Source organism: Streptomyces sp. NPDC020731 (assembly GCF_044334705.1).
Taxonomy (GTDB): Bacteria; Actinomycetota; Actinomycetes; order Streptomycetales; family Streptomycetaceae; genus Streptomyces.
Genome location: NZ_JBIRTN010000015.1, coordinates 116,451 through 132,590, shown reverse-complemented (window position 1 = coordinate 132,590; position 16,140 = coordinate 116,451). Strand labels below are relative to the sequence as shown.

Annotated in this window: 12 protein-coding genes; 7 read left to right on the top strand and 5 right to left on the bottom strand. The window is 72.9% G+C overall.

All coding sequences use genetic code 11. The features are described from left to right. Window positions 1-5 precede the first annotated feature (5 nt). Both ACH4VX_RS23485 and ACH4VX_RS23480 read left to right on the top strand, forming a co-directional pair. The gene (locus ACH4VX_RS23485; protein ID WP_398369763.1) at window positions 6-1,865 is read left to right on the top strand and encodes an HSP90 family protein; all 1,860 of its coding nucleotides are present in this window, start codon (window positions 6-8) and stop codon (window positions 1,863-1,865) included. Window positions 1,866-1,867: 2 nt separating this feature from the next. Further along, window positions 1,868-4,807, top strand: a complete 2,940-nt coding sequence (locus tag ACH4VX_RS23480) for a hypothetical protein (protein ID WP_398369761.1) — start codon at window positions 1,868-1,870, stop codon at window positions 4,805-4,807. Between the two features lie 53 nt (window positions 4,808-4,860). On the opposite strand, the gene ACH4VX_RS23475 is transcribed toward ACH4VX_RS23480, so the two are convergent. The 4 genes from ACH4VX_RS23475 to ACH4VX_RS23460 all read right to left on the bottom strand — a co-directional run bounded on the left by ACH4VX_RS23475 (window position 4,861) and on the right by ACH4VX_RS23460 (window position 7,381). Beyond that, the gene (locus tag ACH4VX_RS23475) at window positions 4,861-5,760 is read right to left on the bottom strand and encodes an NAD-dependent protein deacetylase (protein WP_398369760.1); all 900 of its coding nucleotides are present in this window, start codon (window positions 5,758-5,760) and stop codon (window positions 4,861-4,863) included. Window positions 5,761-5,860: 100 nt separating this feature from the next. Beyond that, window positions 5,861-6,349: a DinB family protein gene (locus ACH4VX_RS23470; protein ID WP_398369759.1), complete on the bottom strand. Its 489-nt coding sequence runs from the start codon at window positions 6,347-6,349 to the stop codon at window positions 5,861-5,863. A gap of 29 nt (window positions 6,350-6,378) precedes the next feature. After that, window positions 6,379-7,005 carry an SAM-dependent methyltransferase gene (locus ACH4VX_RS23465; protein ID WP_398369757.1) on the bottom strand — a complete coding sequence of 209 codons (627 nt, stop codon included), beginning with the start codon at window positions 7,003-7,005 and terminating at the stop codon, window positions 6,379-6,381. A gap of 100 nt (window positions 7,006-7,105) precedes the next feature. Continuing rightward, entirely contained in the window at window positions 7,106-7,381 is a 276-nt protein-coding gene (locus ACH4VX_RS23460) for a hypothetical protein (protein WP_398369755.1), read from the bottom strand. A 71-nt stretch (window positions 7,382-7,452) separates the two neighbouring features. Here ACH4VX_RS23460 and ACH4VX_RS23455 point away from each other — a divergent pair, with 71 nt between their 5' ends. Further along, on the top strand, window positions 7,453-8,016 hold the full coding sequence (locus ACH4VX_RS23455; RefSeq protein WP_398369754.1) for a hypothetical protein: 564 nt from the start codon (window positions 7,453-7,455) through the stop codon (window positions 8,014-8,016). Between the two features lie 37 nt (window positions 8,017-8,053). On the opposite strand, the gene ACH4VX_RS23450 is transcribed toward ACH4VX_RS23455, so the two are convergent. Beyond that, window positions 8,054-10,816, bottom strand: coding sequence for a tetratricopeptide repeat protein (locus ACH4VX_RS23450; protein ID WP_398369751.1), 2,763 nt, complete (start codon window positions 10,814-10,816; stop codon window positions 8,054-8,056). Between the two features lie 428 nt (window positions 10,817-11,244). Between ACH4VX_RS23450 and ACH4VX_RS23445 the strand changes: the two genes are divergently transcribed. From ACH4VX_RS23445 to ACH4VX_RS23430, 4 genes are all read left to right on the top strand, one after another. Next, a complete protein-coding gene (locus ACH4VX_RS23445) occupies window positions 11,245-14,220 on the top strand; it encodes a glycosyl hydrolase (protein WP_398369750.1) in 2,976 nt (991 codons plus the stop codon). Between the two features lie 83 nt (window positions 14,221-14,303). Next, complete coding sequence (locus tag ACH4VX_RS23440; RefSeq protein WP_398369748.1) at window positions 14,304-15,014, top strand: alpha-L-rhamnosidase C-terminal domain-containing protein; 711 nt, start codon at window positions 14,304-14,306, stop codon at window positions 15,012-15,014. 133 nt (window positions 15,015-15,147) lie between these two features. After that, a complete protein-coding gene (locus tag ACH4VX_RS23435; protein ID WP_398369747.1) occupies window positions 15,148-15,603 on the top strand; it encodes a DoxX family protein in 456 nt (151 codons plus the stop codon). Between the two features lie 139 nt (window positions 15,604-15,742). Further along, entirely contained in the window at window positions 15,743-16,111 is a 369-nt protein-coding gene (locus tag ACH4VX_RS23430) for a transglycosylase family protein (protein WP_398369745.1), read from the top strand. Window positions 16,112-16,140 lie beyond the last annotated feature (29 nt).

Sequence of the window (16,140 nt, the reverse complement as noted above, 5' to 3'; positions counted from 1 at the left end):
GCCCGATGACTCTGCCCGAAACCGCCGCGAACCCGGCCGGTGCCGACCGCACCTTCCAGGTGGATCTGCGCGGCCTCGTCGACCTCCTCTCCCACCACCTCTACTCCAGCCCCCGTGTCTACCTGCGCGAACTCCTGCAGAACGCGGTGGACGCGCTGACCGCCCGGCACACCCTCGAACCGGCCGCCCCCGCCGACGCCTTCGGTGTCCGTCTGTACGCCGACGGCGCGGTGGTGCGCGTCGAGGACGACGGCGTCGGCCTCACCGAGGCCGACGTGCACACCTTCCTCGCCACCATCGGCCGCAGCAGCAAGCGCGCCGAGCGAATCGCCGAGCAACGCGGCGACTTCATCGGCCAGTTCGGCATCGGTCTGCTCTCCTGCTTCCTGGTCGCGGACGAGATCCACGTCCTGAGCCGTTCCGCCCGCACCCCCGACGCGCCCGCCGTGGAGTGGCGGGGACGCGGCGACGGCAGCTACACCGTCCGCGTCCTGCCCGCCGGCACCCGCCCCCGGCCCGGCACCACCGTCACCCTGACGCCCCGCGCCGACGCGGGCGAATGGACCCGCCCGGCACAAGTGCACGCGCTGGCCCGGCACTTCGGCTCCCTGCTGCGTCACCCGGTGACCTTCGACGACGGCACGGGCGGCCCGGAAGGCCCGGGCGCCGCCTCCGTCAACCCCGAGCCCGCCCCCTGGGCCCGTACGTACCCCACGCCGGGAGCCCGCTCCCGCGCGCTGGCCGCGTACGGCGAGGAGGTCTTCGGATTCCGGCCGCTGGACACCATCGAGCTGGACCTGCCCGCAGTGGGCCTCAAGGGCATCGCGTGTGTGCTGCCCGAGACGGTGCCGGCCGGTCGCAGTCACGGCCACCGCGTACACGTCAAGGGCATGCTCCTGTCCGAGCAGGCCGAGGAGATCCTGCCCGAGTGGGCGTTCTTCGTCCGTTGCGTCATCGATGCCGAGAGCCTGCGCCCGACCGCGTCCCGCGAGTCCCTGTACGAGGACGACACCCTCGCCGCCGTCCGCGAGGCCCTCGCCGAGCGGCTGCGGGCGTGGATCGCCCGGGCCGCCGCCAGCGACCCGGACCTGCTGGCCCGCTTCCTCCAGGCCCACCACCTGGCCGTGAAGTCGCTCGCGGTGCACGACGACGAGATCCTGCGGATGCTACTGCCCTGGCTGCCGTTCGAAACGACCGACGGGCACACCACCCTCGACGAGTTCGCGCGCACCCACCGCACCGTGCTCGTGACCTCGAGCGTGGAGGAGTTCCGGCAGGTCGCGGCGATCGCCTCGGCCGCCGGACTCGGCGTCGTCAACGGCGGCTACACCTACGACCGTGAACTGGTCCACCGGCTGCCCGAGATCAGGTCCGAGGTCACGGTCGCCGACCTCGACCCGGCGACCCTCACGGCCCACCTCGACCCCGTCGACCGGGAGACGGAACTGGCCGCCGCGGCCTATCTCGCCCAGGCCCGCGACGCCCTCGCCGTCTTCGACTGCGACGTCGCGCTGCGCACCTTCCAGCCCGCCTCCGCCCCCGCCCTCCTCGTCGACAGCCGCGATGCCCGGCACGAACGCACCCGCTCCCAGCTCGCCCGCGAGCAGGAGGGCGGTCTGTGGGGTGACATCCTCGGCGCCCTGCGCCAGGAGGCCCCTCGGGCCCAGCTGATCCTCAACCAGCTCAACCCGCTGGTCCGCACCGCTGTCGCCATCGACGAGCCCGAGCTGGCCCGCACCAGCGCCGAAGCCCTCTACGGGCAGGCCGCGCTGCTGTCCCGGCGACCGCTCAAACCCGCCGAGTCGAGCCTCATCAACCGTTCCTTCCTCGATCTTCTCGCCCACGCCCTCCGCAAGGACAGCTGACGATGCCGACCGCACCCCATCCCCAGAGCACGGACGAGCTGCACCAGGCGCTCCAGGAGAACCGCCGGCGCCCCTACGGCCGCGCCCGCACCGTCACCGCCGAGGAACTCGTCGACGCCGCCGAGCAGTTCGCGGAGCCCGTTCCGCTCGTCCGCGCGCTCCTCGAACTCCAGGAGGCGTACACCTACGGCTCCGAACCCCGGAAGTCGCCCGTCGTCTTCGCCCGCCTGCTCACCCTCTTCGACGAGCAGCCCGACGTCTTCGACGACCGCCTGCGCCACACGCTGTTCTGGCGGTTCAAGTGGGTGGCGAACGCCCTGCGCGCGCTGCCCGAGATTCCGCTGGCCAGCCTGCGCCAGTGGCTGACGGAGATGCGCGACCGGTACGAGAAGGCCGGTCTCGGCCTCCAGCCCTACTACGGCCAGGCGTACCAGCTCGCCGCCCACATCGGCGAGGACACCGCCCTCGCCTACGAGCTGTGGGCCGGCCGCACCCGCACCCGGCTCAGCGACTGCGAGGCCTGCGAGATCTGCGAGCGCGCCCTTTACCACCTGGCGGCGGGCGACGACGCGCGGGCACTGCGCACCTGGGAGCCCGTCCTGGCCGGGAAGGAATCCTGCCAGGAGGAGCCGGCCCGCTCCTTCTCGTACGCGCTGCTGCCCCTGCTGCGGACCGGCCGCACCGACGAGGCCCGCGAACTGCACCTCGCCGGCTACCGCGGCTGCCGCCGCAACCCCTCGATGTCCGGGGAGGTCGGGCGGCACCTGGAGTTCTGCGCGCTGACCGGCAACGAGGCACGCGGTCTGGAACTCCTCGCCGAGAACCGGAACCTGTTCGACGAGGTGGACTCGCCGCGGGAGCAGTTCGACTTCCTCACCGGCGTGGAGGTCCTCCTCCAGCGCGTCGAGCACCTCGGCCACGGCGAACTGCCCGCCGCCGGATTCACGGGCCGCACCTGGACGGCGACCGGCCTGCGCGCCGAGGTCCGGGAGCGTGCCGACGACCTCGCCGCCCGTTTCGACGCCCGCAACGGCACCACCGCCCACGCCGACCGCCGCAGAGCCCGCCTCGACCGTGCCCCCCTCCTGGACGCACTGGAACTGACCCTGCGCACCCGCACCCTCGACGACGTGGCCCCGGTGGCCCCGGTCGCCGCGCCCACCACCCGTACGGCCCCCGCCGTCCCCGAGTCGCTGCCCGAACTCATCCGCCGGGCACGGGAACTGGACGAACAGGGGCACCCGGACGCGCGGGCCTGCTGGGCACGGCTGCGCACGCTCGTCGCCACCCGCGACTACACCCACCCCGAAGACCCGGCCGCGGGCCCGCTCGTCCACCTGTGCGCCGACCTGCTGGCCGACGAGGCGAGCCGGGCCGGCGAGAAGGACGAGTTCGCCGACGCCGCCGCCCTCCACGAGGAGGCCGCGGGCCTGTACGACGACGCCGGGCAGCCGGGCCACGCGGCACTCGCCCGCGCCTGCGCCCTGCTCGCCACCGCACGGACTCCCGCGCAGGACGCCGACGGAACCGAGGCGAAGGCCGCCGCGCTGACCGCCGCCCACGCGTCCATGGTCCGCCTGCACGAGGAGACGCCCGGTCTCACCCCGCGCCAGGAGGCCCGCCTGCTGCGGCTGCGGGCCACCGCGCTCGGCGTGCGCCTTCAGACGTCGGGAAGCGAGGAGCACATCGCGCCGGTCCTCGCCGAGGTGGACCTGCTGCACACCTTCGCCACCCGGCACGACGTCGACGCGCAGATCGCCGGGGCCCTGCTGCTGCGGGCCACCACGTACGCCATGTCCGGCGACCTGCCCGCCGCACTCACCGGGACCGACGGCGCCCTCGACCGGCTCAAGGCGCACGGCCCGGCCTGGCACCTGCCCCGCGCCCTCGCCCTGCGCGGCCGGCTCCAGCTCGGCCTGCAGAACGCGCAGGCCGCGTACACGGACCTGGCCGAGGGCCTGCGGCTGGCCGCCGACTGGCCGGCCGACACGGTCGACACCTCCCGCCTCCACAGCGATCTGGCCGGGGCCTGCCTGCATCTGGGCCGCCCCGACGAGGCGCTGCGGCACCTGACCCGCTCCGCGGAGCTGGACCTCCGCGGCGGCAGCCGGTTCGACGCGTACTGCACCTACAGCAACGCGGCCCGGCTCAGCCTCGACCTCGGCCGCGTCGAGGACTGCATCGCGCTGCTCGACTCCGTGCTCGCCGAACCGGACGTCGCCGCCGGGGAACCGGACGACCGGCTCGTCGCCCAACTGCGTCTGACCCGCGCCCGCGCGCTGCACGCGGGGGACGACCTCAAGGCCGCCACGACGGAGTTCGTCGCCCTCGCGGCCGAGTCGGCCGGCTGGGACGACGACCCGGGCAGCCACGCCATGATCGCGGCCGAAACAGCCGTACTCCTCGGCGAGTCCGGCGAGTTCGGCCGCGCCCGCGAGGCCGCGGACCAGGCACTCGCCGCCCACGCCAAGGATCCGCGCCACGAGCAGCTCAGCAACTGCCTGCGCGAACTCGCCCGGCTCCAGGCGGAGCGGCAGGGCCCGGAGGGACTGGCCGACGCCCGCGGCTTCCTCGCCGACGCCGGCCGCATCGCCGACGAGGCCCGCGCCGCCGGGTACGAGGTCCACGGCCGACCCCTGGACGCCGCCCTGGCCTACGAACACGGGCGTGTCAACGCCTACGCCGGTGAGTACGAGGACGCCCTGACCGCCCTGGAGAAGGCCCTCGCCCTGCTCGGCGAGCCGGGACGGGACCAGGAGCACGTCGGCGAGTGGGCCGAGTGCGTCCGCCTCGCGGGTGCCGTGGAGGGCATCTACCTGGAACGCCCCGCCCCGGCCCTCGCCCGCCTCGACGCGGCGGTCACCCGCCTCACCGCACTGGGCCACACCGAGGAGTCCGAGCCGCTGACCTCCCTGACGGCCCGGCTGCGCGACGAGGAGTGACACGGCGGGCCCCGGACGGTCCGGGGGCGGTGAGCGGATACGGAGGCAGCCGCTCAGACCGCCGTCCGGCCGTCCGTCGGGACGCCCAGCCGGTCGGCCACGGTGGTGAGGACCGTTCCCAGGGGGAGCGCGACCCGGGTGACGGCGTGCCGGTCGCCCCGGGTCGGGTCCCGGTTGACGATCAGTACCGGTGTGCCGGCCTGGGCGGCCTGGCGGACGAACCGCAGCCCGGACATCACCGTCAGTGACGACCCCAGGACGAGCAGCGAGGCCGCCTCACGGACCAGCGTGCGGCAGTGCTCGACCCGCTGCGGCGGCACGTTCTCGCCGAAGAACACCACGTCCGGTTTGAGGACGCCGCCGCAGACCGTGCAGGGCACCACGTGGAAGTCCCCGACCTGTTCGTCGGTGAGGTCGGCGTCACCGTCGGGGTTGATTCCCGCGGCCACCGGCGCGAAGCCCGCGTTGGCCTCCTCCAGCCGCCGGGCGAGTTCGCGGCGCGGGCCGAGGGCGCCGCAGGAGAGGCAGACGACCCGGTCCAGGCCGCCGTGGAGTTCCACGACGCCCTCGCTGCCGGCGGCCTGGTGCAGACCGTCGACGTTCTGCGTGATCACACCCGAGAGCAGGCCGTGCCGCCCGAACGCGGCCACGGCCCGGTGCCCGGCGTTGGGCAGGGCACGGCGGAAGGTGCGCCAGCCGAGGTGGCTGCGCGCCCAGTACCGGCGCCGGGCCCGGTCGCTGCCGGTGAAGTCCTGGTAGGTCATCGGTGTGTGGCGGCTCAGGCTCCCGCCCTCGCCCCGGTAGTCGGGGATGCCCGACTCGGTGGAGATGCCCGCCCCGCTGAGCACCAGCACACCGCCGGCGCTCAGCGCCTCGGCGACCGGCTCCGGATCCGTGGAGCCCGGCGGCAGGTCTTCTTCGGGGGTCCAGCTCAGAGTGGGGCGCATGCGCATGCCGCCAGGGTACGGAACGCGGCCCGCGCCGTGCTGGTCCGGCGGCCCCCGAGGGGTGCCCCGTCTCCCGTCGGCCGGTGGCACGGCACCCGGGGCGGGGTCAGCGTCCGGTCGCCCCGTCGATCAGTTCACGGAGGATGTCCGCGTGGCCGGCGTGGCGCCCGGTCTCCTCGATCATGTGGGTGAGCGCCCAGCGGACGCTCGGAGCGGGACCGTTCGACCGGGGGCGGGGAACCGGTGCCCCGAGGTCGGCGCACGCGTCGAGTACGTCGTTCGCCCGGGCGACCGCCTGCCGGTAGCGGGTGACGACATCGGCCACGCCGTCCGCGGGCGCGGCGTGGAAGGTGGCCTGCCAGTCGGTGACCCGGTCCCCGAGGAACGTGGCCCGCTCGACGAAGGTGAGGTGGTTGAGCAGCCCGAGCAGGTTCGTGCCCGAGGGCACTGCGGCAGTGCGGACCTGCGGTTCGGGGGCGTCCTCGACCTTCGCGGAGACGGAGCTGCGCAGGTGGTCGAGGAAGCCGCGCAGCACCTCGGTCTCGCTGTTCCCGGTGCGGGGCGGCGGGGTGTCGCCCCGGTTTCCGTGACGCATGGTGCCTCCTCGTGTCGGGCTGAGCCGGTTCAGGCCGTGCGGCGGACGATCAGAACGTGGTCGGTGACCTCGGCGGTCCGCCCGTCCGGTCCGGTCGCGACCCGGCGGGGCGAGTCGGCCCGCTCGACCGTCCATGCCGCCGGGTCCAGGCCGATGTCCGCGGCGACCTCCCGCGGGGCCGGGTACCGGACGTCGGGATCCTGGTTCCACGACCACGGAGCGGTCGACCCGTGGTCGACGACCAGCAGCCGCCCGCCCGGCCGCAGGGCGTGCGCGGCCTCGCGCAGCACGGTCGCCCGGTCCAGGTCGAGGGGAGTGTGCAGGTAGTGGGCGCAGACGAGATCGAAGACCCCGTCCGGGAACGAGGCGCGCAGATCGTGCCGCCGGGCGGTGATCCGATCGTCCAGACCCTGCGAGACGGCGAGTGAGGCGAGGCGCTCGACGGCCACGGACGAGACGTCGACGGCGGTGACGCACCATCCCTGACGGGCGAGCCACAACGCGTCGCCACCGGCGCCGCATCCGAGGTCCAGCACGTCACCGGGCGGCAGGTCCGCGACCGTCTCGGTGAGACGTGCGTTCGGCCGCGGATCGGTGGCGGCCGGTCGGGCCGCGTGGACACCGTCCCAGAACGTGATCGCGTCGGTGGTACTCATGTGAGGGCTCCTTCTGCCGGGGAACGCGTCCGAGTCTTGCCCAACCTCCCGCGAACCGGCACGAGATGTTGCCGTTCCGGCAAAACGCCCGGTGAGGCCCTCACTCAAGAGCCTCGTAGGCGGACGGCGGATGGACGAGTTCGGGGTGTTCCACCGTGTACCGGTCACCGTGGATCGTCAGCATCGCCCAGTGCCAGGACGTGTCATGGAAGACCAGACCGCGGTAGGCATGGTCCTCCGGCTCGTACGGATAGCACTCCAGGGCTGCTTCCGTGGCTTCCGCCGGCGCCAGGCCGCCGTAATGCCGCATCACCCAGGCGTAGGCACGCCGCTCGGCGTGCAAGTAGTCGAGGTACTCCGCTTCGCTCCATGTCATGACCGGGACTCTATGAGGGCGGGCTCGGTAGGCTGCGGCACGTCCGTGCACGGAAGCGGGGGATGTGACCTGTGGACACGCAGATCGCGACGGCGTTGGTCGCCGCCGCTGCCGCCGTCGGGGGCAGCGCGGTGACGGGCGTGCTCACCTGGCTGGCGGCCCGGCGTCAGGCCGGCGCCGCGTGGGCGGCCGGGCAGCGTCAGGCCGACGCCGCCTGGGCCGCGGGAAAGAGCCAGGCCGACGCCGCGTGGGCCGCGGCGCAGAGCCAGGTGGCCGCTCAACTCGCCGTCACCCGGCAGACCCTCGCCGAACAGGCGCGCGCCGTCGAGCGGGACGTACGCCGCACGGCGTATGTGGCTTTCCTCGGCAGGGCCGAAGCCGCGCACCAGGCCAGGACCGCCCACCACGACGCACTGGGCGGCCCCACCGCCGCGGCCCGGAGGCAGGAGTACGCGGACGCGGTGAACGCCGTCGGGGAAGCGCTGAACGTCGTACGACTGGAAGGGCCCGACGCCGTCGTCACGGCCGCGGAGGACCTCGCCGGCGCGCTCGCCCCCACCGCGCCGCCGCCTCGTTACGCCGCTGCCCACAGCGCGTTCCTCACTGCCGCCCGGGCCGCGGTCACCGTCCCGTAGCGGCCGGGCGCGGACTTCCGTGCCGGGCGGGACCGGATCAGGAGGGCAGCGGTGCCGTCCACGCGGCGGCGGTGGACCCGTCCGGCTCCCATCCGTACCGCCGCAACCGCTCCGCCTCCCTCTCCTCGCCGCCGTGCCGAAGCACGTCAGCCGCCAGGCCCACACAGAAGGGCCAGCCGCGGACCGCGAGTTGCCACAGCCACGCGAGTGCTTCCCCGTGGCGCTCCAGCGTTTCGTACAGTTCGACGGTGAGCCACAAGAGGTCCACGTCACCGGCTTCGACCGCACGCCGGAACCATGCCGTGGCTTCCTCCGTACGGCCGGCTTCCCTCAGCGCGCGTCCACCCGCACTGTACGCCGCGGACCTGTGACCGGTGTGCCGCGCACTTCTTTCCCACCACTGCAGAGCCGACTCCAACTCGCCTGCCTCCGAGTACAGTTCGGCAACCGTGCCGGGCGCCCTGTCATGCCCGCGCTCCGCCTGGGCGAGCGCCAGGTCCAAGGCCTCGCCCTCCCGTCCCGCGTCGCACAGTCGTGAGACGGCGTAGTAGATCGCGCTGGGGTGGCCGTTCTCGGTCAGTTCGAGCAGCCAGGACAGTTTCTCGTCGTCCGAAGCGGTCCATCGTCGCAAGGGCTTCCCCAGGAGTTCGGTGGTAGCCGCGTAGGTGAGCCGCCATCGTGTCAGGTCGGCCGCGGTCTTCCCCTGGGACGCCAGCAGCTCCAGCTCCCACGCGTCGACGGCTTGGGCGAAGCGGCGCTCGCCGCCCTCCACCGCGCGCTGGTACCACACGAGCGCTTCGGGCAGCTCCTCGTTCCTGGCGAGGGATCCGGCGTACTGGAGACAGACCCAGGATCCGGGACGGGGAACCGAGGCTGCGCGGCGCCACCAGTGGAGGCTCTCGGCATGGCGTCCGGCCTCGTCGAGCACGCGGGCGGCGACGACCAGCGCGTGATCGTCGTCCTCCGCGGCTCTCCCCAGAGCCTCGAGAGCCACGTCGTCCCGCCCCATGCGGAACAGCACCCGTGCGGCCCGCTCCCCGGTCGACCCGGAGTCCCGGCCGGCCCTGGCCAGCCATTCGACCGCCTTCCGTTCCTCCCCGCGTTCCAGCAGCAGCTCGCCGAGCCTGAGGAAGGAGTGGACGTCGTCCTCGTCCGAGGACGACAGAAGCGTCAGCGCCTCCTCGGCACGTCCGAGTCCGATGAGCAGGTCCGTGGCTCTGCCGGGACACCACCGACCGTCCGCACCCCGCTCCCGGTACCACGCCAGTACCGCATCGGGACCGCCCGTCGCCCGCAGATGGCCGACGAACGTCTCCTCGGCCTTGGTGTGTCCCTGCTCAGCGGCCCGGCGCCACCACAGCAGCGCTCTCGGATCGTCCACCGGTCCCATGCGCTGGACGAGCGGGCTCAGCACCGACCCCTGCGAACGTTCCTTGGGCACCTCGTCCCACCACCACTTCAGGATCTCCTCCGCTTCCTCCGGCGTGCCGCAGGGAGCTCCCTGCACAACGCGGCTCAAGGCGAAGCTTCCCGCTTGCTCCGTCGCGCTCCGGATCCACCAGGGACGTGCCTCCTCCTGTCGCCCGCAGTCGTTCAGAAGCTGCGCCAGCTTCTCGGCGCCTCCGTCCGCCTGCGCGTAGAACAGCGCCGCCACCCGGAGGAGGCCGCGGTTCTGCGCCGACTCTCCCAGGGAGAGGAACCCGGATCTGTCCCCGTGCACCAGCAGCGCCTCCCACAACGCGGAGGGGACGACGTCGTCCTGGCGCGTGAGCCGGCCGTGCTGGTCGAGATAGTCGGCCAAACGGTAGTGCGGGAACGCGAACTCGCCGGAAGCGGCACCACCGGACGTGCGGCGGGCACGCGGACGCCTTCGGACCAGCGCTCCGCGCACTCCGGTGACGGGAGAGGCGACATGGGCCAGGGCCGTCTCCAGCCAGTCCTCTGCCAGGGAGTCCCACTCCTCGTCCGTCAAGTAGCCCTCGGCGCCCTCGGCGAGGAGCCCGTAGGACAGCGAGGGTCCGTGACCCAGCCGCCGGGCGTCCATCGCGGCGGTCATGAGGCTCCTCGCCCCGACGGGCGCCGACTCGTAGCGGGACAGCAAGGCGGGTGCTCCCGCGAGGTACTGGACGACCTGGCCCTCGTTCGCGTTCTCCACGGCCAGTGTCAGACGAGGGTCGCTCTGCCCTGCACGGCGTGCCGCGGCCACTTCGTCGGGCCGGAACCTGGCCGCCACCTGCACATCGCGGCCGCTCAGCAGGGCTCGTGCCTCGCTGTGCTCGTCCTCACGGCTTCCGTCGGCCGGGAGCGAGGTGAGCTCGTGCCAGTAGCCCGGCCACAGGGTGGCCACCACCAGCACCGGCGCCCGCTTCGGGTCGCTCAGCAACTCTCTGAGCCCGGCCGCCAGTTCCGCCCGCAAACCGCCCGCGGGAGTCAGGAGGAACAGCTGGGCCTCATTGAGCCAGACCACGGTCCGCGGCCCGACCGAGGCCAGCCCGTCCCGCAACGCCTGACCCCGGCCCGGCGCGACGGGCTGCCACAGCTCCCAGCCGTCCGGCAGCTTCCGCACCGCCTCCCAGCACGCCCGCGTCTTGCCCGTCGACGACTCGCCCACCACACACACCAGCCGGCTGTGCCCTGCGGCCGCCTCCACCACCAACGCGTCGAGCACATCGTCGTGCTCCCGCCGTACGTAGGCCGGCAGCACGGGGAGAGACGCCGTGCCGGTCGTCCGAACCTCGACCGAACGGTGGATCTCCAGCACGAGCGGATCGCTGATGTCGTTGATCGACCACTGAGGCATGGAAAGCGGGCCGCCTTGCCGTCGTTCGTACCGGACAGTCCATCCTGTCCAGTGGTCCCGCTTCCCGCCAGTCCCGTACGAAGGCGATCGCAGGGGAGGAAAGCGCTTTGGCCGATCGTCGCCGAGCCGCGACGATGCCCCTGTCCTCCGGACGGAGGGCATTTGCTCGTTCTCGTGTGTACAGGGTGTGAAGCCGAGCCGACCGCCCGGCAGAAGGCGCCGGCACCCACACCGGCTGGTCGTGGACCCCGTCGATGTCACCCGCGTACATCACCGGTTTCGGAGAACACCTCGCGTCCCACACCTTGACCCGTCCGAACCGCGCGGTTTAGCGTTCCCGCGTTTGGTAGCGATTGAAACGATTCAATGCGCGTGAACTTCTCTGGGGTGCACTCATGTACGACGAATCCGTCCCGCAACGTGGCGGGATGTCCAGGCGCACGGTCCTGGCCACGGCAGTGGCCGTAGGAGCAGCGGCCGCCCTCGGCGCGGCCTCGCCCGGCGCCGTCGCGCTTCCCGCTGTCGGAGGCGCCGGGCCGACCGCCGACTGGTTCGCCGCCCCCGCCCGGTCGGTGCGGCCCAAGTTCCGGTGGTGGTGGCCGGACGGTCTCGTGGACCCGGACGAGATATCCCGTGAGATCGACCAGATCGCGGACGCGGGCTTCGGCGGAGTGGAGATCGCCGCCGTTCACCACAGCATCAAGGACAAGTCGCTGCTGGACACCGCCCGTCACGGCTGGGGCGGCGGACCCTGGCGCGACGGTGTCGAGGCGGCCCTGCGCCGGGCGGCGAGACGCGGCCTCACCGTGGACATCACCCTCGGCCCGAGCTGGCCCGTGGCCGTGCCCGGTGTCACTCCCGACGACGCGGCCGCGGCCAAGGAACTCGTCCACGGCCGCGTCTCGTTGGCCGGCGGCGCCACCTACGAGGGTCCGGTGCCCCAGCCCGTGCACGAGGCCGCCCCCGGAGTCACCCGTGCGCGTCTCCTCGCCGTCCAGGCCGTTCGTGTCGAGCCCGCCAACTCCACGCGCAAGGAGACGGGACTCGACCCGGACAGCGTCCGCGACCTGACCGCCGAGGTCGCCGACGGCGCCCTGACGTGGACGGCGCCCGCCGAGGGCGAATGGGTGCTGATCTCCTACTGGCAGCGGGGCTCGGGCCAGCAGCCGGAGTCCGGACCGCACTCCGCCCCCGCCGCCTACGTGGTCGACCACTTCAGCGCGGCCGGTACCACCGCCGTCACGGACTTCTGGGAGCGTCGGATCCTGACCGGCTCCCTGCGGCGCCTGCTGGAAGCGGCGGGCGGCGCCTTCTTCGAGGACTCCGTGGAGATGGAGACCGAGGGACTCGTCTGGACGGAGCGGCTGCCGCAGGAGTTCGAGAAGCGCACGGGCCGTCCACTGCTGCCCCATCTGCCCGCCCTCGTCCTTGACGACAGCAACCAGGTGTTCGCCTTCGAGGCCCAGCTGACCCGGCAGATCAGGCACGACTTCTGGGGCACGGTGTCCGACCTGTTCAACCGTCACCACCTGCGCGCGCTGCGGGACTGGGCGCACACCCTGGACATGACCCTGCGCTCGCAGCCCTACGGCCTGCAGACCGACGCCATCGAGTCCGCCGCGATCCTCGACATCGCCGAGGGCGAGTCCCTCGGCTTCAAGAACCTGGACGACTACCGGTGCCTGGCCGGCGGCCGGGACATGGCCGGGCACACCGTGCTGTCCTGTGAGTCGGGCGCGTACAACGGTTCGGCCTACGGCACGACCTGGGACCGGGTCCTGCGCACCATGGGCGGCGCGTACGCGGCGGGCGTCAACCAGACCGTCCTGCACGGCTTCTCCTACGCGAAGGCCCCCGAGGCGCAGTGGCCCGGCTTCGCCGCCTTCAGCCCCTACAACGGCAGCCCCGGCTACGGCGAGTCCTGGGGACCCCGGCAGCCGACCTGGCGGCACGTCGAGGACATCTCCGGCTACCTCGGCCGCGTGCACCAGGTCCTCCAGGCCGGCACGGTCCGCGCGGACGTCGCCGTCTACCGGCAGACCGGTTACACCGCCACCGGCATCGGCGCGTCCTGGTTCACCTCGACCGGTGTCCCACTCGGCTGGACCCACCAGTTCCTCAGCGGTCCGCTGCTGGACCTGCCGAACGCCAGGGTGTCCGGCGGCCGTCTGGCCCCCGACGGCCCCGCCTACAAGGCGCTGTTCGTCGAGGGCGACTTCTTCTACGGCTCCACCCCGACCCTCGCCCTGGCCGACGCCCGCAAACTGCTCCGCTTCGCCGAGGCCGGGCTGCCCATGGTGCTCCTCGGCGCCTTCGACCAGGCGCTCACGCCGGGCGTGCCGGAATCCGGGGAGACGGAGCGGCTGCGGGACGTCCTGGCCCGCCTGCTCGCCCTGCCCCACGTGGTCCGGGTCACCGACAAGACCGCGGTCGGCGACGCCCTCACCGCCCTCGGCGTCAGCCCCGACGCCCGCTACTCCGCCTCCTCTACGCTCCTCAACGCGCACCGCGTGACGAAGGAGGCGGACTTCTACTACCTGTGCAACGGCAAGCACGCCGAGACCGTCAAGCCGCCCGTCGCCGCGATCGACCACGACGTCACCCTGCGCTGCACCCGCGGTCGCCGGTCGGTGCCCTATCTCCTCGATGCCTGGACGGGCAAGGCCGTGCGGGTGGGCCGGTACACGCAGAAGGGCGACGAGATCACCCTGCGCGTCGCGCTCCGGCCGGGCCAGACGGCGATCGTCGCGCTGGGGCGGCCGGGACTCTTCGGGGACCGGAACGGAAACCGTCCCCACGCCGTCTCCTCGGACGCCGACGAGGTGCTGTTCACCCGGGACGGACTCACCGTGCGGGCCGGTACGGCGGGTACGTACCGGACGGAGCTGTCCCAGGGCCGCACGGTCACCACCACCTTCCCGTCCGTGCCCGCCGTGATCGAGCCGGACCGGTGGCGGCTCGAGGTGGAGGACTGGGTCCCGGGCTCCGACGTCACCCGGACCGAAAAGGTGCGCAGGGACCTGGTGCTGGACACCCTGCTGCCCTGGTCGAAGATCCCCGAACTGGCGGACTCGGCCGGCATCGGCCGCTACCGCACCACCGTCGTGCTCCCGCACGACTGGACCTCCGGCCACGGCGCCTTCCTGGACCTGGGACAGGTGAGCGACACCTTCCGCGTGACGGTCAACGGAAAGGAGTCGGGCCCCGCCGATCGGATGTCGCCCGTCATCGACGTGGGGCCGCTGCTGCGGCGCGGCGAGAACACCATCGAGATCGAGGTGGCCACGCCGCTGGTGAACCGCCTCAGGACGACCCGTCCGGAGGTCTTCGGCTCCCTGACCCGCCAGGACCACGGACTCGTGGGACCGGTCAAGCTGGTGCCGTACGCGCAGGCCGGCATCTGATTGAACGATTCGATCCACCCTTCCCGGACCCGACAATGAGACAGCCGCTGTGCGGACGGCGCGTGCGCCGTCCGCACAGCGGCATGCCTGTGTGGCGTCCCGCTCGCGCATGTCGGGACGACACCACCACCGGGGCCTTCGGTGGCGGCGGCCACGGAGCCGAGGCCCTGGCCCTCGACATGGGCGCCCACCCGGCGGGGGAGCGGGAGCGCCTGCTCGCCCGCTTCACCACCGTGATCCGGGACGCGGGCCACCATCTGCTGCTGGGCGAGATCTCCCTGCCCGCGGCCTTCCGGGTGCTGAGCGGCGCGGGACGCGACGACGTCGTGCACGCCATCGCCACGCAGACGACCAGCCCCAGTTACGGCTACCAGGTACGCGCCGGCAACACCACCCTCGGAGAGTCCTGGGACGGTGGCCCCGGCCAGTCGCAGAACCACTTCATGCTCGGCGCCATCGACTCCTGGTTCACCACCCGCGTCGCCGGCATCTCCCAGACCGCCGACTCCGTCGGCTACGCCGAACTCTTGATCGCCCCGGCCGTCGAGGGCGACATGACCTCGGCGTCGGGCTCCTACCGGACGCCGTACGGCATCGCCCGCACCGACTGGGCGCGGACGGCCGACCGCTTCCGGCTGACCGTGGACGTCCCCGCCGGCAGCACCGCCGAGGTGCACGTCCCCGCAGCCGGCGGACGCGCCGGGGCACCGAAGGGAGCGCGCCTGCTGCGCACGTCCGGGTACCAGGTGGGTTCGGGACACTGGACCTTCCACTCGGTCCCACCGCGGTCCTGAGCGACGGGGTGGCGGGTTCGGCTGAACCGTGGGACCGGCGCGCGCGTAAGAGGAGAGCGGAGGGCCTCTCACGCGCGCGATCCCCGGCGCCGGCCCGCCACGTTGCACCGACCGACGCAAGGAGTACGCGACGATGAGCACCGCCCGCCCGAGCGACCGGCTGGCCGGCCACCAACCTCTCGTTCTGGGCCTGTTCCGCATCGTCCTGGGTCTGCTGTTCACCAGCGAGGGCGCCGCCACGGTCTTCGGCGTGCTGGACAGGAAGGCCGCCCCGGCAGGTGACTGGCCGTTCTGGTACGCGGGCGTGATCGAGCTCGTCTGCGGTGCCCTCGTCCTCCTCGGGGTCGCGACCCGCAGCGCGGCGTTCCTCAGCTCGGGAGCCATGGCCTTCGCCTACTTCACCGAACACCAGAAGGACGGTCTGTTCCCGCTGCAGAACGGCGGTCTGTCACCGGCGTTGTTCTGCTGGGGCTTTCTGCTCCTGGTCTTCTTCGGGCCGGGCGCCCTGTCCCTGCCGGGCCTGCTCCGCCGCGGCGGCACCACGCCCGCGCCGCCCGGGGACACCGCGCCGGTCCCCGCGTCGAGGTAGTGCGCGGCCCGGCCGCCTTGTCATGGAGGGCGCCATGACGCCGGCGTCGCCGGCGGGGCGGACGACCGCGTACCCCGTCCGGGGCAAGGAGACGGTCGTCGACGAGCCGTCTCGCGGTGGCACGGTGTAACAGTTCCATATGATCCATAGACGAAACGCCCCTGCAGACAACGTGCGGAGTTCACGGGGAAGCCGGATCCGGGCCGCCGCGATCGTCCTGATGGCCGCGACCGTCCTGGGCGTGACCGCCGAAGCGAAGGCGTCGTCCCAGTCGGCTCCCCGGGGGACCGACTGGGACGCCATCGCCGCGTGCGAGTCCGGCGGCGACTGGCAGGCGAACACCGGCAACGGTCACTACGGCGGCCTGCAGTTCACGCAGTCGAGCTGGGTCGCGGCCGGCGGACTCGAGTACGCCCCGCGCGCGGACCTGGCGACCCGCGAGGAACAGATCACCGTGGCCGGACGTCTGGCCCGGCTCCAGGGAATGTCGGCCTGGTCCTGCGCCTGACTCTCCGCCCCGCGGCGGAGGGTGACGAC

Bases quoted from the DNA above. Each gene is read 5' to 3' on its own strand.
- ACH4VX_RS23485 (WP_398369763.1), top strand. From the start codon at position 6: ATGACTCTGCCCGAAACCGCCGCGAACCCGGCCGGTGCCGACCGCACC.
- ACH4VX_RS23480 (WP_398369761.1), top strand. From the start codon at position 1,868: ATGCCGACCGCACCCCATCCCCAGAGCACGGACGAGCTGCACCAGGCG.
- ACH4VX_RS23475 (WP_398369760.1), bottom strand. From the start codon at position 5,760: ATGCGCATGCGCCCCACTCTGAGCTGGACCCCCGAAGAAGACCTGCCG.
- ACH4VX_RS23470 (WP_398369759.1), bottom strand. From the start codon at position 6,349: ATGCGTCACGGAAACCGGGGCGACACCCCGCCGCCCCGCACCGGGAAC.
- ACH4VX_RS23465 (WP_398369757.1), bottom strand. From the start codon at position 7,005: ATGAGTACCACCGACGCGATCACGTTCTGGGACGGTGTCCACGCGGCC.
- ACH4VX_RS23460 (WP_398369755.1), bottom strand. From the start codon at position 7,381: ATGACATGGAGCGAAGCGGAGTACCTCGACTACTTGCACGCCGAGCGG.
- ACH4VX_RS23450 (WP_398369751.1), bottom strand. From the start codon at position 10,816: ATGCCTCAGTGGTCGATCAACGACATCAGCGATCCGCTCGTGCTGGAG.
- ACH4VX_RS23445 (WP_398369750.1), top strand. From the start codon at position 11,245: ATGTCCAGGCGCACGGTCCTGGCCACGGCAGTGGCCGTAGGAGCAGCG.
- ACH4VX_RS23440 (WP_398369748.1), top strand. From the start codon at position 14,304: ATGCCTGTGTGGCGTCCCGCTCGCGCATGTCGGGACGACACCACCACC.
- ACH4VX_RS23435 (WP_398369747.1), top strand. From the start codon at position 15,148: ATGAGCACCGCCCGCCCGAGCGACCGGCTGGCCGGCCACCAACCTCTC.
- ACH4VX_RS23430 (WP_398369745.1), top strand. From the start codon at position 15,743: ATGATCCATAGACGAAACGCCCCTGCAGACAACGTGCGGAGTTCACGG.